We start from the raw sequence: 21,899 nt of genomic DNA, 5'->3' as shown, positions 1-21,899 counted from the left end.
GATTGCGTGAAATTCGCATCGCCCCTGGCGTGGAAGCCGGTATTTGCGCACACTCACGGTAGGCTGGTCTGAAGCAGTTATTGGCAACGAAGCGGAAAGGCGGCGGCGGGAGCCTCATGGCGCGTATGCAAGAAAGTGCGGATTTGCTGAAGTGCTCTTTCTGTGGAAAGAGTCAGAAGCAGGTCAAAAAGCTGATTGCCGGACCTGGTGTGTACATCTGTAATGAGTGCATCGAGCTCTGCAACGAAATCATCGAAGAAGAGCTCAATACCGGCGGCGAAGCAACCAGCAACAATGACCGCCTGCCGCGTCCGATGGAAATTCGTGACTTCCTCGATGAGTACGTCATCGGCCAGGACACGGCTAAGCGCACGCTGGCCGTCGCGGTCTACAACCACTACAAGCGCCTTCGTGCCGCAGAGACCAAGTCGGACAACGACGTCGAGTTGCAGAAGTCGAACATTCTGCTGCTGGGGCCGACCGGCTGCGGCAAGACCTACCTTGCACAGACGCTGGCGCGGAAGCTGGATGTGCCGTTTGCAATCGCTGATGCCACCAGCCTGACCGAAGCCGGCTATGTCGGCGAGGACGTGGAAAACATCCTGCTGAAACTGCTGCAGGCTACTGATTTCGATGTCGAGAAGGCGCAGCGTGGCATCATTTACGTCGATGAGATTGACAAGATTTCGCGCAAGTCCGAAAACACCTCCATCACCCGCGATGTCTCCGGTGAAGGTGTGCAGCAGGCGCTGCTGAAGATTCTCGAGGGAACCGTAGCCGCCGTGCCCCCGCAGGGTGGGCGCAAGCTGCCGAACCAGGAGTTCATTCAGTTCGACACCTCCAACGTCCTGTTCATCGTGGCCGGCGCGTTTGCTGGTCTGGAGAAAGTCGTGCAGGAGCGCGTCGGCAAGAAGGGGCTGGGCTTCGGCGCAGATGTCACCTCGGCTAACGACGAGGACATGAAGGATCCTTTCCGCGACGTGCTGCCGGAGGATCTCGTTCGATTCGGCCTGATTCCTGAGTTCATCGGCCGCCTGCCGGTTATCGCATCCGTTACCAACCTCGATGAGGACGCACTGGTCCGTGTACTCACCGAGCCCAAGAACTCCCTGGTCCGCCAGTACCAGCACCTCTTCGACATGGACGGTGTGCGCCTTACCCTCGATGACGAGGCACTGCGCGCCATCGCCGCCAAGGCGATTAGCCGCAACACTGGCGCCCGCGGTTTGCGTGGAATCATGGAGGAAATCTTGGTCCCCGTGATGTTCGAAGTGCCAGAGCGTGACGACGTCGCGGAGGTCATTGTCCACAAGGAGTGCGTCACGGACGGTGCAGCGCCGGAACTCATTGAACGCGGTGAGGATAAAAAGACTGCGTAAAGGTAGCTGAAAACCCGGTTAGAGTAGCCGCTCTAACCGGGTTTTAGTGTCTGTATGGATCCCTAGTCGTCCATGCCGTAGATGTCGCGGTAATCCGGGGCATCGTCGGCCGCCAGATCCTGTGTTTCTGGGTTGGGCTGATCTCCGTAGACCTCAGCTCCAAGCGCTGAGGAAGTGACTCCATGGGAGGCCAGCAGGGAAGTATACGAGCTGCCCGGTTCGTTGCGGGGCGAGGATGTCAACAGGCTGGTGACTGTGTCCTGTGCGAATTCGCGTAGCTTGTCCGACAGCACCGTGGACTGCATTTCAATGCCGTAGAGGTTTTCAAATGTCCGCTGGTGCAAAGTAGGGAAGGTGGCCAGCGACAGCACGAGAATATAAAGATCGAGTGCGGAAATATCGGTGCGGAATGCACCGTAGTCGCGGCCGAGCAACAAGATGCGGTCAAACTCCAAAACAATAGGGCTCTGGCCACCAAGCCCTGTCACGCCTTCAAGGGGGAGGACCGGGTGCAGATTTTCCTGAATAATGAAGCGCACGGCGAGCGGGTTCGCTGAGAAGTAGTCATAGATAACACCGACGACATGCTGCAGGGCTTCCACCGGCACATTGGAGTGCGGACGCAGGTCGTCGTCGTCAGGCCTTACGGTCTCCAGCACATGTGCCCACGTTGCTCGGTAGAGCCCCATCTTGTCACCACAGTGGTAGTGAAGCATGCGCTTGGAGACACCAGAGGCGGCAGCAATGGCATCCAAGCGGGCATCTGCATACCCCTTTGCGGTGAATTCTTGAAGGGCTGCCACCAAGACTGCATGGGGGATTGCATCAGAGGAGCCTGGAGACTTCATGAAAATCCTTTGCTTGGACTAGAGGGCGACTACGGGGTTTTGGCTATCTTACGGGGGTGAAATTGCTCGGTCGGGGACTTCTTTCTAACGAAATGAGTACATGACCGTAAGTCATGCCTAATGCTATCCGTTTTTCAGATTTTGCCCGAGTGCATCGCCCCCGTCTGCGCCAATTCCGTATGCGCATTAGAGTGGGCACCGAATTGATTCTCTATCGAGAAAGGCCTGTAGTGAACAAGACTCCCGTAAAGGTTGCAGTTACCGGCGCCGCCGGACAGATCGCTTACTCTCTGCTGTTCCGCATTGCCAGCGGTTCGGTTTTCGGTCCGGAGACCCCGGTTGAGTTGAACCTGCTGGAGATCACTCCGGCGCTGCATGCTACCGAAGGCGTCGCCATGGAGCTCTTTGACTCCGCCTTCCCGCTTCTGACTGGCATCAACATCACCGATGACCCAGCAAAGGCATTCGACGGCGCCAACGCAGCATTCCTGGTTGGTGCAAAGCCACGCGGTAAGGGCGAGGAGCGCTCCGCACTGCTGGGTGCCAACGGCAAGATCTTCGGCCCGCAGGGTGCTGCACTGAACGATCACGCAGCAGACGACATCAAGGTTCTGGTTGTTGGCAACCCGGCCAACACCAACACCATGATTGCCGCTTCCCACGCTAAGGACATCCCGGCAGAGCGCTTCACCGCCATGATGCGCCTGGATCACAACCGTTCCCTGTCCCAGCTGTCGCAAAAGATTGGTGTTCCGACCACCGAGATTAAGAACATGATCGTCTGGGGTAACCACTCCGCCGACCAGTTCCCGGACATCACCTACGCCACCATTGCTGGTGAGAAGGTCTCCGACAAGGTTGACGCTGCATGGGTCGAGCAGGACTTCATCCCGCGTGTCGCCAAGCGTGGCGCAGAAATCATCGAGGTTCGCGGTTCCTCATCCGCAGCTTCCGCTGCCGCTGCCGCAGTTGACCACATGCGTGACTGGGTCACGGGTACCCCAGAGGGCGAGTGGGTCTCTGTCGCACTTCCGTCCGACGGTTCCTACGGCATCGACGAGGGCCTGGTCGCTGGTGTTCCGTGCTATGCCAAGGACGGCGAGTGGGTTCGCGTTGAGGGCCTGGATCTCTCCGAGGCTCAGTGCGCTGGTATCGAGCGCAACGTCAAGGCACTGCGCGAAGAGCGCGACGCAGTTAAGGACCTGCTGGTCTAAGAGCTGCTTAGCAACCGTTTAGAGGCGCTCTCTTGTGATGGTTTCACAAGAGAGCGCCTTCTTATTTAGTGCTTATCGCGGTTGGGGTCAAAAGCCTGAGCAAGTACCAAAATCAGCGGTGCATAAGCCGCAGATAGCAGATATGGGTTGGGGCGCAAGGGTCGTCGTAAAGCCCCTGGAAAAACAAATCCGGGCAAGGCGCTAAGATGTGACGCGTGACTGAGAACAACGTGGACCTAAACAGAGCAGATAAGTTGCCCAAGTCGTGGAACCCGGCTGACGTGGAGTCGGACCTGTACCAGGGCTGGGTAGACGCTGGCTACTTCAAGGCTGACCCGTCTAGCTCCAAGCCGGCTTACTCTATTGTGCTGCCCCCGCCGAATGTGACGGGTCAGCTGCACATGGGCCACGCACTGGACCACACTTTGATGGATGCGCTGGTGCGCCGTAAGCGTATGCAGGGCTACGAGGTGCTGTGGCTGCCGGGTATGGACCACGCGGGTATCGCAACGCAGACCAAGGTCGAGGCGATGTTGAAGGAGTCCGAAGGTAAGGACCGCTTCGACTATGGCCGCGAGGAATTCGTGGAAAAGGTCTGGGAGTGGAAGCACGATTACGGCGGACGTATCGGCAACCAGATGCGCCAGATTGGTGACTCGCTGGACTGGTCACGTGAGCGCTTCACTCTGGATGAGGGGCTGTCTCGTGCAGTTCAGACGATCTTTAAGGAACTGTTTGACCGCGGCCTGATTTACCGCGCCAAGCGCATGGTCAACTGGTCTCCGGTGTTGCAGACCGCGATCTCGGATATTGAGGTCAAGTACGAGGACGCTGAGGGTGAGCTCGTCTCCTTCCGCTACGGCGATGGAGAGGAATCCATTGTTGTGGCGACGACTCGTGTGGAGACAATGCTGGGTGACGTGGCAATTGCCGTGCACCCGGAGGATGAGCGCTACACGCACCTGGTGGGCAAGGTTCTTGACCACCCGTTCCGCGAGGACCTGAAGATTCAGGTTATCGCCGATGATTACGTGGACCGCGAGTTCGGTACCGGTGCGGTGAAGATTACACCGGCGCATGATCCGAATGACTTCGCCATGGGGCAGCGCCACGACCTGGATATGCCGGAGGTCATCGACACCGCTGGCCGTATCTTCAACACGGGCACGCGTTTCGATGGCATGGATCGTGCCGAGGCCCGCACAGCGCTAACAGAAGCGCTGCGTGAGCAGGGACGCATTGTCAAGGAGGTTCGCCCATACGTTCACTCGGTCGGTCACTCGGAGCGCTCGGGTGAGCCGATTGAGCCACTGCTGAGCCTGCAATGGTTCGTCAAGGTCGATGAACTGGCCAAGATGTCTGGCGATGCCGTTCGTGAGGGTGACACGGTTATTCACCCGGCTTCCCAGGAGCCGCGCTGGTTCGACTGGGTCGATGACATGCACGACTGGTGTATTTCCCGCCAGCTGTGGTGGGGCCACCGCATCCCGATTTGGTACGGCCCGAATGGCGAGGTCGTGTGTGTCGGCCCGGATGATGAGGTTCCGACGGGCGAGGGATGGACGCAGGATCCGGACGTACTGGATACCTGGTTCTCCTCTGCGCTGTGGCCGTTTTCCACGATGGGTTGGCCGGAAGCCACTCCGGAGCTGGAGAAGTTCTACCCGACATCCGTGCTGGTCACCGGCTACGACATTCTGTTCTTCTGGGTCGCGCGCATGATGATGTTCTCGACCTTTGCTGCCACCCTGCCTAACTCGCCGCTGGGCAAGGGGTGCGATGGTCGCCCGCAGGTGCCGTTCAAGGACGTCTTCCTGCACGGTCTGGTCCGCGATGAGCAGGGTCGCAAGATGTCGAAGTCCCTCGGCAATGGCATTGACCCGTTGGACTGGGTGCGCGACTACGGCGCGGATGCACTTCGCTTCACCCTGGCTCGTGGCGCTAACCCGGGCTCTGACCTGCCGGTCGGTAACGATGCCGCGCAGAGCTCCCGTAACTTCGCCACCAAGCTGTTTAACGCAACCCGCTTTGCGCTGATGAACGGTGCCCACGTGGGCGAGCTGCCGGACCGTGACCAGCTCACTGACACCGACCGCTGGATCCTGGATCGCCTGGAGCAGGTCCGCGCTGAGGTCGACGCCGCGCTGGATAAGTACGAGTTCTCCAAGGCCAACGAGGCCCTCTACCACTTCGCATGGGACGAGGTCTGTGACTGGTATCTGGAGATGACCAAGGTCGACTTCCCACGTCTGAATGACGGCGAGACCATGACCGAGGAGCAGGCCGCCCGCGCTGCCTCCACGCGTCTGGTGCTCGGCCGCGTGCTGGATACGCTGCTGCGTCTGCTGCACCCGTCCATGCCGTTCGTCACGGAGACACTGTGGAAGGCGCTTACCGACGGCGCGGAGGGCTTCGAGGACTCTCTGGTAATTTCCGCCTGGCCGGACGCCACCATGACCACCGACGGCGCTGCTGTCGACGAGGTGGCTGCACGTCGTATTGCCGATGCCCAGAAGCTGGTCACCGAGCTGCGTCGTTTCCGCAATGACCAGGGTGTGAAGCCGTCGCAGCGCGTGCCGGCACGCATGAACCTGGACGATGCTGACTTGGCTGCACAGGAAGAGATGATCCGTTCGCTGGCTCGTGCTGAGGCACCGGAAGATGGCTTCACCGCCACCGCTTCCATTGAGGTGCGCCTGTCGCAGGCCACTGTCCTGATTGAACTGGATACCTCCGGCACCGTCGACGTGGCCGCAGAGCGCAAGCGCTTGGAAAAGGACCTGGCCAAGGCTGAGAAGGAACTGGCCGGCACTGAGAAGAAGCTCGGCAACGAGGCCTTCTTGTCCAAGGCTCCAGAGCAGGTTGTAGAAAAGATTAAGGCTCGCCACCAGTTCGCACTAGAGGAAATTGATCGCATCAAGGCTCGTTTGGAGGGACTTCCGCAGGCATGACCGAACCACGGGATATCGAACCTCGGGATGCTGAACCACGCGATGAAGCCGCAAGCGAGATCCGTCTGAATCTCGGCGGCGAGGACGAATCGGTGACGCAGGATGAGACTGCGGCGCGAGAAGCAGCGCAAGAAGAGTCCACCGCAGCGCCTGAGTTCGAATTCGATCCGGCTGACTCCCAGATTGTGGAGGACCTCGAGCCGCGCGAGCTCGCCGGTGTGATGGCCGATGACCGCATGCCCGATGACATGCGCCTCGGTGAGGTCTCGGTCTCCGAGGAAGGTCTGAGCCTGCCTGTCGACGTGGATCGCCCGGTCAATGAGCCGGCCCCGCTGGAGGCCACCGCCGAGGAGCTGCGCGAGTTGGCGGAGGTCGAAGCCGAGCTGGATCAGCGCTGGCCGGAGACCAAGATTGACCCATCACTCGAGCGGATCGAGATGCTGATGGACATCCTTGGTCATCCGGAGCGCGCCACCCCGGTCATTCACGTTGCCGGTACGAACGGCAAGACCTCCACGGTGCGCATGATTGAGTCGCTGGTGCGTGCTCTCGGTCGTCGCACCGGCCGCACCACCAGTCCGCATTTGCAGCTCGTCACTGAGCGCATCGCCATCGATGGCCAGCCCATCCATCCGCGCGACTACGTGCGCATCTGGCGCGAGATTCAACCCTACGTGGAAATGGTTGACGCCAAGTCCGCGGAAAAGGGCGGCCCGCAGATGAGTAAGTTCGAGGTCCTTACGGCCATGGCCTACGCAGCCTTCGCCGATGCTCCGGTCGACGTTGCAGTGGTGGAGGTCGGTATGGGCGGCACGTGGGATGCGACCAACGTGGTGGAGGCCGACGTGGCCGTCATCTGCCCGATTGGTCTCGATCACACGGAGTACCTCGGCGACACTTTGTCCGAAATCGCTGCTGAGAAGGCTGGCATTATCAAGTCGCGGTGGAACAAGGATGACTTGCTCACGCCACCGGACAATGTCGCCATTGTTGGTGAGCAGGAGTCGGAAGCAATGGACGTCGTTTTGCGACGTGCCGTGGAAGTGGATGCTTCTGTCGCCCGCGCTGGGGTGGAGTACGGCGTCGTCAGCCATCAGCTGGCAGTCGGCGGGCAGAACCTGACGCTCAAGGGCCTGGCCGGCGAGTATGGCGACATCCATCTGCCACTGCACGGTCCGCATCAGGCGCGCAACGCCGCCACAGCACTGGCCGCGGTGGAGGCGTTCTTCGGCGCAGGTCCGGGGCGTCCGCTCAACATTGATGCTGTTCGCGAAGGCTTTGCGACGGTCGCGTCGCCCGGCCGTCTGGAGCGAGTGCGTTCGACCCCGACGGTGTTTATCGACGCAGCCCACAATCCTCATGGTGCCCGGGCGTTGCGTGAGGCTCTGTCCGCTGAATTCGACTTCCGCCGTGTCATCGGTGTGCTGTCGGTGCTGGGGGAGAAGGATGCTCGTGGGCTGCTGGTGGAGCTGGAGCCGTACTTCGAAGAAGTAGTTATTACTCAGAACACCTCGCCGCGTGCACTGCACTACGACGACTTGGCGGACCTTGCGGAGGAAATTTTCGGTGAGGAGCGGGTGCACCGCGTGCCAACTCTGCCGTCCGCCGTTGAGTTGGCGGTCGCGCTGGCAGAGGAAACCGACACCGGAGACGGTATTGTTTCTGGTTCAGGTGTGATTGTCACTGGATCTGTTGTCACTGCGGGCGAAGCCCGGACACTATTTGGAAAGGACCCGCAATGAGCGAATCTCAGGCGAGCCAGTCACAGGGCAACGGCGCGGAGGATTACACCGCTGCCGACCGTGAGGCACTGCGCGCCTACCGCGAGGGCCGTGACCTGAGTGAGGGCGGCAAATATGGTCCGCTCGGTGCAGGACACGATCCAGCTAAGGACCCGATGAAGGGTCTGCGCGGTGTTATGTCCGGCACGCTGATCATGCAGGCTATCTCCGTGCTGCTTGGTCTGACTGTGGTCACGCGCATTCCCGACGGCCAAATCAACCAGACCTTCTCGGTTACGTACATCACCATCCTGGGCTTGGCTCTGATTGTGATGGCCTTCCTGCAGAAGCAGCCCTGGGCGCTGAAGGCCAACATTGTGCTGCAGGTCTTTGGTGTGCTGGCTATCTTCACGCACGTGTCCATGGGCGTGGTGGGTATCTTCTTCGCCCTGGTGTGGGCCTACATTCTGCACCTGCGGAAGAACCTCATCCAGCGTATGGAGCGCGGCCTGCTGACCACTCAGCACTCGTAGATCTCCCGCGCTCGTAGTTGCGCTGTTTTACGTTGCTTTACGCTGTGCAAGGTTGTCTTATGCTGCGTCTTTGGCCCCGCCACACCACCACCCCCGGTGCGGCGGGGTTTGTCATAGTATGATGCTCACCATGACTGAACGTACCCTTATTCTGATCAAGCCGGACGGCGTTTCCCGCGGTCTGGTCGGCGAAGTTATCTCCCGCATTGAGCGCAAGGGCCTGAAGCTGGTCGCGCTTGACCTCCGTGTTGCTGACGAGGCAACTGCGAAGGAGCACTACGCAGAGCACGTCGATAAGCCGTTCTTTGGTGAGCTGGTTGATTTCATCACCTCTGCACCGCTGGTCGCTGGTGTTATCGAGGGCCCGAACGCAATCGCTGCTTGGCGTCAGCTCGCTGGCGGCACCAACCCGGTTGAGGCGGCAACTCCGGGCTCCATCCGCGGTGACTTCGCACTTGAGGTTTCCAACAACGTTGTTCACGGTTCCGATTCTCCGGAGTCCGCTGAGCGCGAGATTGGTATTTGGTTCCCGAACCTCTAAGCGTTTCTTTCGGAGACGTTGGCCTTTTATCGTTGACCGAGCGTTGACGGTTAAGCGTTAATATGTACGCGTTTATCTGGCGCCGAACTGAGCAGGCACCTGCTTGCCGGTTCGGCGCTTTTTGCTTGTCGACGACCGTGCGGTGGCCCTTCAGCGGGTTAATAGACAAAAAGGGTGTCTGATTCTCAAGATAGTGACTGGTCAGTCCCTATAAATTGGGCTGCACATGTGGCTGCGAATGTGAACGCACATGTGAATACGGGCTGCACATGTGAAACTGCCCAACTTTATAGCACTTTCAGGCTATTTTTCGGGCCATTTTTGCTATAAGCGAGGTCACTAACTCGGATTGGCCCGCCGTCACCAATGTCGGTGCGCGCCACCTGCTTGATATGTGCGACAATGGACAGCAGCAGTAGTGCCCGGGAGTTCGCTCCGGCGGATTTGTTAGTCCGCATGCGATCGCTGAATCCCCGAGTCAGCCGGTAGGCCTGCCAAAAAGACTTTCATAATTGTTCATCGCTTTCGGCCCTCTATCTGCGCGTATGGCGCAAATGAAGTGGCTGTCGCAACATCGTTGCTCCGCCTGGTTCCCAAGGCCACAACGGACGTAGGCGCACATTGAATGACAAGAGTGCGCCTCCTGTTGTCGGGTTTTGCGTGGTGGGGTGTCAAGGAGAAACAAATACAGTGGCAAATTTCAGCCAGGATGTTGTCGCTAAGGCACGCGAGTTTGATCGCGAGTCGGCGGCTCTGAAAACCCGAGTCCACCACCTGGCCAAGAGCCTGGGGCTGACCTCGAAGGAAACAATCGAAGCACTGGGGCACGCGGGAATTGTCGTGAAGTCCGCTGCGTCCACGATTAATCAGAATCAGCTCGACGCGGTGCTGAATTTCATCGGCGATCATCCGGAGGACGCCCCGCTTAACGACGAAACTTCCGCGACCAAGCCAAGCAGCGAAGAGTCAGCTGCAAAGGACAAGCAGTTGGCAGACAAGTCGGGCAAGTCGGAGGCATCGGACGAAAAGTCCGACGAAAGGTCCGAGGACAAGCCTGCGGAGAATTCCGACGAGAAGGCCGCAGCCACGGCCGAGAAGAAGTCGGCCGCTAAGAAGAGCAGCAAGAAGTCAGCTGCTAAGAAGGCCGAAAAGAAGGCCGATAAAAAGGCAACCAAGAGCGAAGCTAAATCGGATGCGGCACCTGCTGAGGAAGCGGCTGAGCAGAAGGAAGCCAAGACCTCGGCTAAGAAATCCTCGGCAAAGCAGACTGCAGAGAAGCCGACCGAGGAAAAGAAGAGCGACGAGAAGAAGAGCACGACTAAGAAGCGGGTAACGCGTAAGCGTGCCGTGAAGAAGAGCGCCGGCGCTCCGGAAGAAACGGTAGCGAAGGACGCGAAGCAGGAGAAGGACGCTAACTCGGTCGTCGAAGAAGCCGTTGAGGCTGTAGTTCAGCCGTCGCCGAAGAAGGCTGCCGACAGTGCTGACGACACCGCACCAGAGCACGCCACCGAGGCCGCTGAGGCCACCGAGAAAACTTCCGCCGACGAAGCCTCCACTGAGGCACCTGCTGCAAAGGGCGCTCCCGCGACCACACGTCGTAGCCGCCGCGTTCGTCGTGCAACCCGTACGACCAGCGCTCCAGCGGCAGAGAAAACCCAGGAACTGCAGGAACCGCAGGAAACTCCAGCAACCGAGCCTGCTGCAGAGTCTAAGGCCGCTGCGCCGACGGAAAACACGCAGGAAGAAGCTCTCCAGGACATCGAGCCACCGGTAGTTCCGGAGCCGCCAGTCGCGGAGGAACAGACCGCGTTCGCGCCTATTTTCCTGGCTCCACAGGCTGTCCCGGCCACAGTCAAGGATGCGGTCGCCGAGGATTCGACGTCGGCTGACAACAATGCCTCCAACCAGAATGCCGATGGCAACGCGGGGGATGAGCAGGACGGCTCGTCGTCAAGCGAAACGGAGCGTCAGCCGCGCCCGCGCCGTCGCCGTCGTGGACGTGGGCGTCGTAATGATGATGCTCAGCAGTCGAAAAACACCACTGAGAACACCGAGCGCAAGGAAGAGGAAACCCGCGACGAGGTCGAGGAACCGCAGGCGATTAAGGGATCGACCCGCCTGGAGGCGCAGCGACGTCGCCGCATTGAGCGTCGTGAGGAATCGCGCAAGCGTCACGTAATCTCGGAGGCGGAGTTCCTGGCTCGTCGTGAATCCGTTGAGCGCACGATGGTGGTGCGTGAGCGCAAGCGCCATGACCACTCGGGCATTGTCACTGAGGTCGGCGTGCTGGAAGACGACCTGCTGGTCGAGCACTTTGTCACCTCGGACACGCAGACCACGCAGATTGGCAATATCTACCTCGGTCGTGTGCAGAACGTCCTGCCCAGCATGGAGGCAGCGTTCATCGACATCGGAACCGACCGCAACGGTGTCATTTACGTCGGCGATCTGAACTGGAAGCTGCTGGGCACGAAGTCGCGTTCGCGCAAGATTGAGCATGCGCTGAAGGCCGGCGACCAGATTCTGGTGCAGGTCTCCAAGGACCCGATTGGTCACAAGGGTGCACGTTTGACCACCCACATTTCGATGGCTGGTCGATTCCTGGTGTACGTGCCGGGCGGTCGTAGCGCAGGTATTTCCCGCAAGCTGCCGGAGCCGGAGCGCAAGCGTCTGAAGTCCATTCTGAGCGAGGTTACGCCGGAGGGCTCGGGCACGATTATTCGTACGGCAGCTGAGGGCGTTTCCAAGGAGGCCATTGAGGCCGACATCAAGCGCTTGGAGACGCAGTGGCAGGAAATTTGGGAAGCCGCCGAGGCGGCGAAGGCCAAGCGTGGCGCAAAGCCGCTCACGCTGTACCAAGAGCCGGACATGCTGGTTAAGGTCGTCCGCGACGTCTTCAACGAGGATTTCTCACGTCTCGTAGTCGAGGGCGACCGCCCGTGGAACACGGTGACGGATTACATCGGCGACCTGGCGCCGGAGCTGGAGCCGCGACTGCAGCGCTACTTCGCCAAGGAGCACGGTGGCGCTGATGTCTTCGAGCACTTCCGTATCGATGAGCAGCTGGCCAAGGCACTCGACCGCAAGGTCTGGCTGCCCTCGGGTGGCACGCTGGTCATCGACCGCACCGAGGCCATGACAGTCATCGACGTCAACACCGGTAAGTTCACCGGCGCCGGCGGAAACCTGGAAGAGACGGTTACCCGCAACAACCTGGAGGCCGCCGAGGAAATCGTTCGCCAGATGCGCCTGCGCGATCTGGGCGGCATGATTGTCGTCGACTTCATCGACATGGTGCTGCCGGAAAACCAGGACTTGGTGCTGCGCCGTCTGAAGGAGGCTCTCGGCCGTGACCGCTCGCGTCACGAGGTCTCCGAGGTCACCTCGCTCGGCCTCGTCCAGATGACTCGCAAGCGGCTGGGCACAGGTCTGTTGGAAACCTTCTCCACGCCGTGTAGCTGCTGTAATGGCCGCGGTCTGATCATTCACATCGACCCGGTCGAGCAGGATAATCAGGGACGCGGCCAGAAGAGCGGCCGACGCAATGACGAGCAGGGCAAGTCCAAGCGCCGCAACAAGTCGCGCTCGGCGCACAATCCTGCCAACCACCCAGCCGCGCTGGCCATGCACCGGGATCAGGACAATCAGGCGGGCTCTTCTAAGACATCGCTTGACGACGACACGGAGACCAACCAGCAGGATAAGGATGCGGCTGACAAGCGTGTTGCAGCTGCTGTCGAAGCGGTAATTGTCTCTTCCGAGAACGATGAGCCGAAGCCACCGCGTCGTCGCCGTGCCCGCAAGAGCCAGGGTCGCAACGATGAGCAGCGCCAGGACGGAAATGGCCGTCAGGAACGTCGCGATCGTAACGAGCGTTCGGAGGACTCCAATGACCTGGCTGCACTGGCGGCCGCGGCTGTTGCGGAAGCCCGTGAGAAGGATCCAGAGGAACCGTCGGATGACCGTTACATGCCGCAGGAGGGGCAGCGCCGTCGCCGTCGGGCTACGCGTCGCCGGGTAGCGGAGCATGTCGCCGTTGATACGGCAGCACGCGGCGCTGATGACCGCGACGATGAATATGGTGATCACCGCAACCGCTCGGAGCACGCGAACCGTGCTGAGCGTGCCGAGCGCAACGATAGCGGTGGCACCGGTGGAGGCCGCGGAGATGCTAAGCACACCAGTAGTGCTAGCGCTCGCCGTCGTCGCCGTCGGGCTGTTCGCCGCACGACTGCGCAGGAGTCCACCGAATCTCGGGCAGAGTCTCAGTCGGCTTCTAACGCGGATGTGAAGGAAGCGGCCAAGCAAGTTAAGGACGGCAGCGCCAACAAGGGCGACAACGCTCAAAAGGGCGGCAATGCTGAGGCCGCGGAATCGCAGACCTATGAAGAGGCCAAGGAGGCGTTCGAGCGCTCGCCGCGTCGTCGCCGACCGACTCGCGGTAACTCTCGTTCGGATCACGCTCCGCGGCGCGAGGACTTCGAGTCCGCCAATCCAAAGGCCGAAGGTGAAGGCCGCAAGGGCGGAAATCATGCTGAGGATAACCGCAGTGGCGATAACCGCAGCGCCAACAGCAACGGTGGCGATCGCCGCTCCGGCAAGCCACGTGTTGAGGTTGTAGCGGTTCAGGGCACGGGAGCTCGCCGTAACCGCCGTCGGGCAGTGCGCAGGATTTCGTCGCAAAGCGATGCCGGGGCGGGTGCACCGAAGCAGCAGCGACAGGACGCTTCGAACCGCGCTACCAAGCCGGAGCAGAAGCAGGCTAATCGCGGTGCATCGATGCCGGAAACGAAACCGACCAACCGTCGTCGCCGTGTGCGCCGTGCGGTGCGCCGAAGTGGCCAGAAATAGGTAGTAGAACCTAGAGTAAGACCAGATAGGAGGCTATTTTCCAACCTCTGAAGCGACGGTTGGAAAGTGGCCTGGTGAACTGCCCGAGGAGACCGTGAAAACCCATGGGGGACATGGTCGTACTCGGGCAGTTTGTAATTTAGGGGGATTTTTCGCTACTCTTGACCAGTCGCTGATTAGTAGGCGTATCTGGTCATGCCTGCTGGCGCTTGAGGCGCTGGTAGTAAGGAAACGACCAGAGCGGGGAAATCTACTCGGATTTCGCTTTCGGGTCTTTCGGGTATGTCCCTGAAGTGTGATGCACGCGCAACTAATCGCAATTCCATTGTCCAGTCAAGGAATTACAAAGATTCCTTGAGTCGAGTTTCTCAGATAAAGGGGTAGCCCTCCTATGTACGCGATCGTCAAGACCGGCGGCAAGCAGTACAAGGTTGCCGAAGGTGACCTCGTCAAGGTCGAGAAGATCGAGGGTGAGCCGGGTTCGTCCGTGGCTCTCACCCCGGTTCTGCTCGTCGATGGCGCAGATGTCATTGCGGATGCCGACAAGCTTGCCAACGTTACCGTTAACGCTGAGATCGTCGAGGCTGTCAAGGGCCCGAAGATCCGCGGCATGCACTACAAGAACAAGACTGGCTACAAGCGCCGCTACGGCCACCGTCAGCCGCTCACTGTTCTGAAGATCACCGGCGTCTCCAAGTAAACCGCCGAAATTCCAATTAGCTTTTCCCTAGGAGAAAATCATGGCTACTAAGAAGGGTGCATCCAGCACCAGCAACGGCCGCGACTCCGAAGCTAAGCGCCTCGGCGTGAAGCGCTTCGGCGGCCAGCAGGTTAAGGCAGGCGAGATTCTCGTTCGTCAGCGCGGTACCTCGTTCCACCCGGGTGAGAACGTTGGCCGTGGCGGCGACGACACTCTCTTCGCTCTGAAGGCAGGCGCAGTCGAGTTCGGCACCCGCCGCAACCGTCGCGTTGTCAACATCGTTGAGAACAACTCCTAAGAACAACCGCTTGGTTGTCCGCATAGGATTACTGCAACGTTGAATTTGGGGCAGAACTAGCTGCCTTACAAAGGAGCCGATTCCTTTCCCACTGCGAAAGGCAATCGGCTCTTTTGTTGTTTATGTACTGTTTCGCAACGTTTGGTTGCGAGACACCGTTTTGTCACCGCCTAGACTTCTGCCCGTCGGCTCGCTTAAATTAGGGCATTACTCCAGGCACTAGATGATGGCTCTCCGCTCGGAAGTGTGTGATTTTATGTCTCGTTTTGTAGATCGTGTCGTGCTGCATTTGCAGGCCGGCGACGGCGGTCACGGCTGTAACTCGGTGCTGCGTGAAAAGTTCAAGCCACTGGGTGGCCCCGACGGTGGCAACGGTGGCCACGGTGGCGACATTGTGCTGGTCGTAGACCCGCAGATTCACACCCTGATGGACTTCCACTTCCATCCCCACATCAAGGCTTCCAACGGTAAGCCCGGCGCGGGCGATCATCGCAACGGTGCCCGTGGTGAGGATCTGGTTCTCGGAGTGCCGCAAGGCACGGTTGTTATGACCGAGGATGGGGAAGTGCTGGCGGACATGACCGGTAAGGGTGCCCGCTTCATTGCCGCTGAGGGCGGTTACGGAGGACTGGGCAACGCCGCGTTGGCGAACAAGAACCGTCGTGCGCCGGGCTTTGCTCTCCTCGGTGAGCCGGGTGAGGCCAAGGATCTTGTCTTGGAGCTCAAGTCCATGGCCGACGTTGGCCTGGTGGGCTTCCCGTCAGCTGGAAAGTCATCGCTGGTAAGCACCTTGAGTGCTGCTAAGCCGAAGATCGGTGACTACCCGTTTACTACGCTGCAGCCGAACCTGGGTGTCGTCAACGTCGGCTATGAGTCCTTCACTATCGCAGACGTGCCGGGTCTAATCCCGGGAGCTTCTGAGGGCCGTGGCCTCGGCCTGGATTTCCTGCGGCATATCGAGCGCTGTGCTGTGCTGGCTCATGTGGTTGATGCTGCTGCGCTGGAGGGTGACCGGGATCCGGTCTCTGATATCAAGGCGCTGGAGACAGAGCTCGCTAACTACCAGTCGGTATTGAAGGCTGACGTGGGGCTTGGGGATCTCGCGGAGCGCCCGCGCGTCATCGTGCTGAACAAGATTGACCTGCCGGATGCTCGCGAAATGATTGACCTGCAGCGCGAGGAACTGGAGAAGTTTGGCTGGCCAATTTTTGAGATCTCCACGGTGACGCACGAGGGGCTCAAAGAGCTGACCTACGGCCTGAAGGATCAGATTGCCGCCTACCGCAAGGCGCATCCGTTGCCAACAGAGCAGGAGCCCCGTGCGGTCATCCGTCCGGAAGGTGTGCGTGGCAAGAAGCGCGAAGGCGCGGACTTCACCATCGAGTGCGATCCGAATACCCCAGACGGGTTCATTGTGCGTGGTCGTAAGCCGGAGCGCTGGATTAACCAGACGGACTTCGAAAACGACGAGGCTGTGGGCTACCTGGCAGACCGTTTGGCCAAGCTCGGTGTCGAGGATGCGCTGGCGAAGGCCGGAGCAACAGTTGGCTGCCCTGTGACTATTTCCTACCTTACCTTTGAGTGGTACCCACAGCAGGTTGCGGGCACCGATGATTTCGTGCCGAGTGGCCGTGGTACCGACGATCGTCTCTACGTCAACGAGCGCACGAGCGCTGAGGAGCGTAAGCGTGCATCGCAGGCCCGCCGTGGTCTTATTGACGAGTACGACTTCGGAGATGGTGAAGAGGCCATTCGCGACCGGTACTCGTAGTCGCGGGCGACAGCGTCGTCGGCAAGCGAATGTACTGGACTTGCAATTTGCCATTGATTGTTTAAACAATTATAAAGTCAGAATTACATAAGACCGTCATGTTTTCCATTAGTGAAATGAGTGAGTCAGTTATCCCTTCCGACACGATTGCCAGTGATGTTGACGACACGGTGGCAGGGGCATCAGACACCCCGGTAGCTACCGCGCCAAAGCCTGAATCGGACGCGCCGATTTCCCGTGAGGAGGTCGACGAGCTGCTTCACGACAATCCCGAAGCCACCCTCGCTGAGATTGAAAAAGCGACCGAGAATCTATCTCCAGGTACGAAGGGCGGCTTCGATTCGGAGACTCGTGAAGCAATTCGAACCGCGAAGCGTGTCGTTGTGAAGATTGGTTCTTCCTCCCTGACCGGACCTGACGGTCGCACCGATCCTGAGCGCATTGACTTTATCGCCGATGCCCTGGAAAAGCGCATGGGCATTAGCGATGTCATCGTCGTGTCCTCCGGTGCAGTGGCATCCGGAATGGGGCCGCTAGGGCTGACTACGCGTCCGGCGGACCTTGCTACCAAGCAGGCAGCTGCTGCTGTGGGGCAGGTGCGCCTGGCACAGGAGTGGGGACGCTCCTTCCTGCGCTATGGCCGCACTTCCGCACAGGTGCTTTTGACTTCGGACGATGCGGGTGTGCGTTCCCGTGCCCGCAACGCCCAGCGCACTATTGATCGCCTGCGCCAGCTGGGTGCAGTGCCAATCGTCAACGAAAATGACACGGTTGCGACCTCGGAGTTCCGCTTCGGTGACAACGACCGTCTCGCCGCACTGGTCAGCCACTTGGCGTACTGCGATGCACTGATTCTGCTATCCGACGTCGACGGCCTCTACGACCGCAACCCGGCTGATCCAGGTGCAACCTTTGTGCCGGAGGTGCGCAGCGGTAACGACTTGCGTGGTGTGATCGCCGGTGATGGTGGAGCACTGGGTACCGGTGGTATGGCCTCGAAGGTCTCTGCCGCACGCTTGGCTTCGCGTGCTGGTGTGCCAGTGTTGCTGACCTCGGCATCCAACATTGAGCGAGCACTGGATCAAGCGGACGTGGGAACCGCTTTCGCCGCGAAGGAAAACCGCCTCAGCGCCTGGAAGTTCTGGATGCTCTATGCGGCTGACAGCTCGGGCCTGCTTCGCCTGGATGCCGGTGCGGTCGACGCTGTGACCCGGATGCGTAAGTCGCTGCTCCCGGTCGGTATCACCTCGGTTGACGGTGAGTTCTCTGCCGGTGACATTGTGGATCTGATTGGGCCGAGCGGTGAGGTCATCGGTCGTGGGGAGGTCAACTATGACTCCGAGGAACTGCTGGGCATGATTGGCTACCACACCGAGGAACTGCCCAATGACATGCAGAAGCCCGTCGTCCATGCCGACTACCTGTCGGATTTCGCCTCCCGCGCTTAGGGGCACCGCGCCTAGAGCTGCAGCGCTTAAACGCACCGCGCAAAGGCATGCCCGTGGAGGTGTGCCCGGATAGAGATGCTTCGGCGAGGACTGCCTGAGCGAGGAACTTTCGGGCATAATCCGAGGTGTGTTATCAAAAATTATCGGTGTCATCGGCGAGTTGCTCTTGACGGCTGGAGTGCTCGTTGCGCTCTTTGCGTTTTACCTGCTGTACTGGTCTGGTCTTGAGACTGGAAAGGTCCAGCAGCAGGCTCGTGATGAGCTGCAAGAGACCTGGTCCACACCGGTATCGCTCCCAGTTCCGGCGCCAGATGGCACGGAGCCGGCTGTTGAGGATTCCTGGGTACCAGGCTCCGCGGTGGCGATGATTTCCGCTCCGAAGGCGGGTTTTACCGATTTGGTTGTCTTCGAAGGTGTCTCCCAAGAAGTTTTGCGCGGTGGTCCCGGCCATTATCCGAGCACAGCCCTGCCGGGGCAGGTGGGCAACAGCTCCTATGCCGCTCACCGTGATGGCCACGGAGCTCCCTTCGATAACATTGACCGCCTGCAGACCTGCGATGACATCACCGTAGAGACGCGCGATGCTATTTACCACTACAAGGTATTGCCGGTCGACGGTATGGCTGGAGCAGGGGAGGGCTTCGACTGCGTGCCAGAAGGAACCAACGTCCCTGAGATTCCCGGCCAGCACATTGTCACTCCGGATCGTGGCGATGTTCTCGATCCGGTCGGTGACGCCACCCTACTTACGTTGACCACCTGCCACCCGCAGTGGGACAACACTCACCGGTTAATCATTCACGCGGTGCTCGCCGGCGTGGAGACCAAGGAGGCCAACTAGATGTACGCAGCATATTGGCGATCTCTGCCAGGGCCGTGGTGGGTGAAACTGATTATCACAATCGTGATTGCCGTCATCATCTTCCTGCTGTTGATGAATTACATCTTTCCGTGGGTTGCTGAGCTAATTCCCTCAAATGATGTCTCACTCTAGTTATGCTGGTAGGCATGACTGCTCAAACGAATGAAACTGCTAACTCCAATCAACAGGGCATTGCCGAGGATTCGGCTCTTAGCCCGGAGCGTGCTGCTGAGCGCGCCGAGGTTTTAGAAAAGGCGCAGCGTGCCAAGGCTGTCGCGGGAGAGCTGTCGCGCTTTACGTCGGCACGCAAGAACGAGCTCCTGCTGGCCGCAGCCGATGAGCTGGTTGCCCGTACTGAAGACATTCTGGCGGCCAACGTCAAGGATATCGAGGCTGGTAAGGAACGCGGTTTCAGCGATTCCCTGCTGGATCGCCTGCGTCTCGATGCCGATCGTGTTGAGGGCATTGCCGGTGGTCTTCGTCAGGTCGCGGCACTGCCGGATCCGGTAGGTGAGGTGCTGCGTGGTAGCACTCTTCCCAATGGGATTAAGCTTTCCCAGGTCCGCGTGCCGCTGGGCGTGATGGGCATGGTCTACGAGGCACGCCCGAACGTTACGGTCGATGCTTTTGGTCTGGCGCTGAAGTCGGGCAACGTAGCTCTGCTGCGCGGTTCTAAGTCCGCCGTTCACTCCAACACGCAGCTGGTAGCGGTTCTGCGTGAGGTGCTGGCCAACCACGATGCACCGGAGGACCTCGTTCAGCTGCTGCCGTGTGAGACTCACGATTCTGTGCAGGACCTCATCACTGCTCGTGGCCTGGTTGACGTGGTGATTCCGCGCGGTGGTGCCGGTCTGATTGAGGCCGTTGTGACGAAGGCAACGGTGCCAGCCATTGAGACCGGTACCGGCAACTGCCACATCTACATCGATGCTTCCGCCGATATCGACGAGGCAATTGCACTGATGATTAACGGCAAGACCCGCCGTCCGAGCGTCTGCAACGCCACTGAAACCGTTCTCATTGACTCAGCGCTGCCGGCGCAGGATCAGGTCCGCATTTTGGACGCGCTTGCCGACGCAGGCATTGCGGTTCACGGCGATGTCGATAACTTGGCGGCCTCCGGGTGGACTGGTGAGGTCATTCCGGCGACGGAAGACGACTGGTCGGATGAGTACCTCTCGCTGGACATTGCCGCGCGCATTGTCGACGGTGTGGTGGCCGCAACCGAACACATCAGTGAGTACTCCTCGGGGCACACGGAGGCTGTCTCCGCACGTGACTGGGGTGTGTGCCAGGAATTCGTCGACCGTGTTGATGCCGCAGCGGTCAGCGTTAATGCCTCCACCGCATTCACCGATGGTGAGCAGTACGGTTTCGGCGCAGAGATTGGTATTTCCACTCAGAAGCTGCATGCTCGTGGCCCGATGGGATTGCCGGAGCTGACCAGCAGCAAGTGGGTTCTGGCCGGTCGCGGACAAACTCGTCCATAGTACCCAGGTAAAGTGCCAGACATGGTTAAGCGCAAGAAAAGTGTGCGGTCGCGGGTACACGCCGCGTTGACAGCAAAGTCGGCGGAAGCGCCCCGGCAGCGCATTGGCGTGATGGGTGGCACTTTTGATCCGATTCACAATGGTCACTTGGTCGCTGCCAGTGAGGTGGCAGACCGTTTTGACCTGGACTTTGTGCTCTTCGTGCCCACGGGTGAGCCGTGGCAAAAGCGCGGCCGGAAGGTCTCTCACAGCGAAGACCGCTACCTGATGACGGTCATTGCCACCGCGTCGAATCCGCAGTTTTCGGTCTCACGGGTGGATATTGACCGACCGGGTGCGACCTATACCGTCGATACGCTGCGGGATTTGAAGGTCATCTATCCCAATGCGGATCTGTTCTTCATTACCGGTGCCGATGCGCTGCAGAAGATTATGACGTGGCGGGACTGGGAGGAGATGTTCGACGCAGCAACGTTCGTCGGCGTCACTCGCCCAGGAGTTCACCTGCGTGCAGAGGACCTGGAGGGAATCGACGCCTCGCGGTTACACCTCATCGAGATTCCCGCGATGGCTATTTCTTCCACCGACTGTCGAAAGCGGGCGGAGGCAGGACGCCCCGTTTGGTACTTGGTGCCGGATGGAGTGGTGCAGTACATCGCCAAGCGTGGTCTGTACCAGTCCGCTGAGGGCACGGTTGGTTCTGTGGGGCCCGCATTTGCAGATGCGAAGGCCGATACTGCCGACTGAAAGTTAGCAAAATCCTGCTGAGACGGTAAGTTACAAGTACAAACACTGTTTTTCACGACTTTAATCACAAGGAGCTGAAGTCTTTCGTGACTGCACAAGCACGCGCCATCGAGCTGGCGACCGCCGCGGCAAAGGCCGCCGATAGCAAGAAGGGTGAGGACGTCGTTGTTCTCGATGTCTCTGGCCCGGTGGTGATTACGGACGCGTTCGTCCTGGTCAGTGCTGACAATGAGCGACTGGTTGCCGCAATCGTCGATGAGATTGAGGACGATCTGCGTGACCTCGGCGCAAAGCCGGTGCGCCGCGAAGGCGTGCGTGAGGGACGTTGGGCGCTGCTGGATTACGGCGACATTGTCGTGCATGTCTTCCGCAGCGAAGAGCGTGACTTCTACGGTCTAGATCGACTGTGGCGCGATTGCCCGCGCATTGAGGTCGAAGGTGTCGAGCAGCCGAGCAACGAAGACGGCGAAGATTCCGCCCGCAATGCTCGTTCTATCGACGAGATTCCGCTGGCTGCCGACAACCCGGATACGGACGAGTTTTAA

18 protein-coding genes are annotated in these 21,899 nt (G+C 59.7%); 16 read left to right on the top strand and 2 right to left on the bottom strand.

All coding sequences use genetic code 11. The features are described 5' to 3' along the window. Positions 1-116: 116 nt before the first annotated feature. Positions 117-1,379, top strand: coding sequence for an ATP-dependent Clp protease ATP-binding subunit ClpX (gene clpX, locus ADA16_RS09380; RefSeq protein ID WP_048761275.1), 1,263 nt, complete (start codon positions 117-119; stop codon positions 1,377-1,379). Between the two features lie 62 nt (positions 1,380-1,441). Here clpX and ADA16_RS09375 read toward each other — a convergent pair whose 3' ends face one another. After that, a complete protein-coding gene (locus ADA16_RS09375; RefSeq protein WP_048761272.1) occupies positions 1,442-2,227 on the bottom strand; it encodes a TetR/AcrR family transcriptional regulator in 786 nt (261 codons plus the stop codon). Positions 2,228-2,457: 230 nt separating this feature from the next. On the opposite strand from ADA16_RS09375, the gene ADA16_RS09370 reads away from it, so the two are divergent. The 5 genes from ADA16_RS09370 to ndk all read left to right on the top strand — a co-directional run bounded on the left by ADA16_RS09370 (position 2,458) and on the right by ndk (position 9,187). Beyond that, positions 2,458-3,441, top strand: a complete 984-nt coding sequence (locus ADA16_RS09370; RefSeq protein WP_048761267.1) for a malate dehydrogenase — start codon at positions 2,458-2,460, stop codon at positions 3,439-3,441. Positions 3,442-3,656: 215 nt separating this feature from the next. Then, on the top strand, positions 3,657-6,392 hold the full coding sequence (locus ADA16_RS09365) for a valine--tRNA ligase (protein ID WP_048761266.1): 2,736 nt from the start codon (positions 3,657-3,659) through the stop codon (positions 6,390-6,392). A gap of 236 nt (positions 6,393-6,628) precedes the next feature. Then, positions 6,629-8,134, top strand: coding sequence for a bifunctional tetrahydrofolate synthase/dihydrofolate synthase (folC, locus tag ADA16_RS09360; protein WP_414629662.1), 1,506 nt, complete (start codon positions 6,629-6,631; stop codon positions 8,132-8,134). Then, entirely contained in the window at positions 8,131-8,646 is a 516-nt protein-coding gene (locus ADA16_RS09355) for a DUF4233 domain-containing protein (protein ID WP_048761263.1), read from the top strand. The genes folC and ADA16_RS09355 overlap by 4 nt, the downstream gene beginning before the upstream one ends. Positions 8,647-8,776: 130 nt before the next feature. Beyond that, on the top strand, positions 8,777-9,187 hold the full coding sequence (gene ndk, locus ADA16_RS09350; RefSeq protein WP_048761378.1) for a nucleoside-diphosphate kinase: 411 nt from the start codon (positions 8,777-8,779) through the stop codon (positions 9,185-9,187). Positions 9,188-9,474: 287 nt separating this feature from the next. Here the strand turns inward: ndk and ADA16_RS11195 are convergent, their stop codons facing one another. Continuing rightward, on the bottom strand, positions 9,475-9,645 hold the full coding sequence (locus tag ADA16_RS11195; RefSeq protein ID WP_161797598.1) for a hypothetical protein: 171 nt from the start codon (positions 9,643-9,645) through the stop codon (positions 9,475-9,477). 232 nt (positions 9,646-9,877) lie between these two features. On the opposite strand from ADA16_RS11195, the gene ADA16_RS09345 reads away from it, so the two are divergent. The 10 genes from ADA16_RS09345 to rsfS all read left to right on the top strand — a co-directional run bounded on the left by ADA16_RS09345 (position 9,878) and on the right by rsfS (position 21,899). Further along, entirely contained in the window at positions 9,878-14,038 is a 4,161-nt protein-coding gene (locus ADA16_RS09345; protein WP_048761261.1) for a translation initiation factor IF-2 N-terminal domain-containing protein, read from the top strand. Positions 14,039-14,429: 391 nt separating this feature from the next. Further along, complete coding sequence (rplU, locus tag ADA16_RS09340; RefSeq protein ID WP_038628111.1) at positions 14,430-14,738, top strand: 50S ribosomal protein L21; 309 nt, start codon at positions 14,430-14,432, stop codon at positions 14,736-14,738. Positions 14,739-14,778: 40 nt separating this feature from the next. Beyond that, positions 14,779-15,036, top strand: coding sequence for a 50S ribosomal protein L27 (rpmA, locus tag ADA16_RS09335; protein WP_048761258.1), 258 nt, complete (start codon positions 14,779-14,781; stop codon positions 15,034-15,036). Positions 15,037-15,292: 256 nt separating this feature from the next. After that, complete coding sequence (gene obgE, locus ADA16_RS09330; RefSeq protein WP_048761256.1) at positions 15,293-16,807, top strand: GTPase ObgE; 1,515 nt, start codon at positions 15,293-15,295, stop codon at positions 16,805-16,807. Between the two features lie 98 nt (positions 16,808-16,905). Further along, a complete protein-coding gene (gene proB / locus ADA16_RS09325; protein WP_048761253.1) occupies positions 16,906-18,255 on the top strand; it encodes a glutamate 5-kinase in 1,350 nt (449 codons plus the stop codon). Between the two features lie 127 nt (positions 18,256-18,382). Further along, positions 18,383-19,096: a class E sortase gene (locus ADA16_RS09320; protein ID WP_048761251.1), complete on the top strand. Its 714-nt coding sequence runs from the start codon at positions 18,383-18,385 to the stop codon at positions 19,094-19,096. Continuing rightward, the gene (locus ADA16_RS11240) at positions 19,097-19,249 is read left to right on the top strand and encodes a hypothetical protein (RefSeq protein ID WP_048761246.1); all 153 of its coding nucleotides are present in this window, start codon (positions 19,097-19,099) and stop codon (positions 19,247-19,249) included. Between the two features lie 14 nt (positions 19,250-19,263). Next, entirely contained in the window at positions 19,264-20,607 is a 1,344-nt protein-coding gene (locus ADA16_RS09310; RefSeq protein ID WP_414629661.1) for a glutamate-5-semialdehyde dehydrogenase, read from the top strand. 21 nt (positions 20,608-20,628) lie between these two features. Next, entirely contained in the window at positions 20,629-21,354 is a 726-nt protein-coding gene (nadD, locus tag ADA16_RS09305) for a nicotinate-nucleotide adenylyltransferase (RefSeq protein ID WP_048761242.1), read from the top strand. A gap of 86 nt (positions 21,355-21,440) precedes the next feature. After that, complete coding sequence (rsfS, locus tag ADA16_RS09300; RefSeq protein WP_048761239.1) at positions 21,441-21,899, top strand: ribosome silencing factor; 459 nt, start codon at positions 21,441-21,443, stop codon at positions 21,897-21,899.

Origin of the sequence: Corynebacterium vitaeruminis (assembly GCF_001054325.1) — a bacterium.
Classification (GTDB): domain Bacteria; phylum Actinomycetota; class Actinomycetes; order Mycobacteriales; family Mycobacteriaceae; genus Corynebacterium; species Corynebacterium vitaeruminis_A.
Note: the sequence above shows the minus strand (reverse complement) of the source record. Positions and strands in the feature narration are given on the sequence as shown.

Excerpts from the sequence above, each read along its gene's own strand:
- proB (WP_048761253.1), top strand. The coding sequence starts at position 16,906 with ATGTTTTCCATTAGTGAAATGAGTGAGTCAGTTATCCCTTCCGACACG.
- ADA16_RS09310 (WP_414629661.1), top strand. The coding sequence starts at position 19,264 with ATGACTGCTCAAACGAATGAAACTGCTAACTCCAATCAACAGGGCATT.
- ADA16_RS09355 (WP_048761263.1), top strand. The coding sequence starts at position 8,131 with ATGAGCGAATCTCAGGCGAGCCAGTCACAGGGCAACGGCGCGGAGGAT.
- ADA16_RS11240 (WP_048761246.1), top strand. The coding sequence starts at position 19,097 with ATGTACGCAGCATATTGGCGATCTCTGCCAGGGCCGTGGTGGGTGAAA.
- clpX (WP_048761275.1), top strand. The coding sequence starts at position 117 with ATGGCGCGTATGCAAGAAAGTGCGGATTTGCTGAAGTGCTCTTTCTGT.
- ADA16_RS09375 (WP_048761272.1), bottom strand. The coding sequence starts at position 2,227 with ATGAAGTCTCCAGGCTCCTCTGATGCAATCCCCCATGCAGTCTTGGTG.
- rpmA (WP_048761258.1), top strand. The coding sequence starts at position 14,779 with ATGGCTACTAAGAAGGGTGCATCCAGCACCAGCAACGGCCGCGACTCC.
- folC (WP_414629662.1), top strand. The coding sequence starts at position 6,629 with ATGCCCGATGACATGCGCCTCGGTGAGGTCTCGGTCTCCGAGGAAGGT.
- nadD (WP_048761242.1), top strand. The coding sequence starts at position 20,629 with ATGGTTAAGCGCAAGAAAAGTGTGCGGTCGCGGGTACACGCCGCGTTG.
- ADA16_RS11195 (WP_161797598.1), bottom strand. The coding sequence starts at position 9,645 with ATGCGGACTAACAAATCCGCCGGAGCGAACTCCCGGGCACTACTGCTG.
- rplU (WP_038628111.1), top strand. The coding sequence starts at position 14,430 with ATGTACGCGATCGTCAAGACCGGCGGCAAGCAGTACAAGGTTGCCGAA.
- obgE (WP_048761256.1), top strand. The coding sequence starts at position 15,293 with ATGTCTCGTTTTGTAGATCGTGTCGTGCTGCATTTGCAGGCCGGCGAC.
- ndk (WP_048761378.1), top strand. The coding sequence starts at position 8,777 with ATGACTGAACGTACCCTTATTCTGATCAAGCCGGACGGCGTTTCCCGC.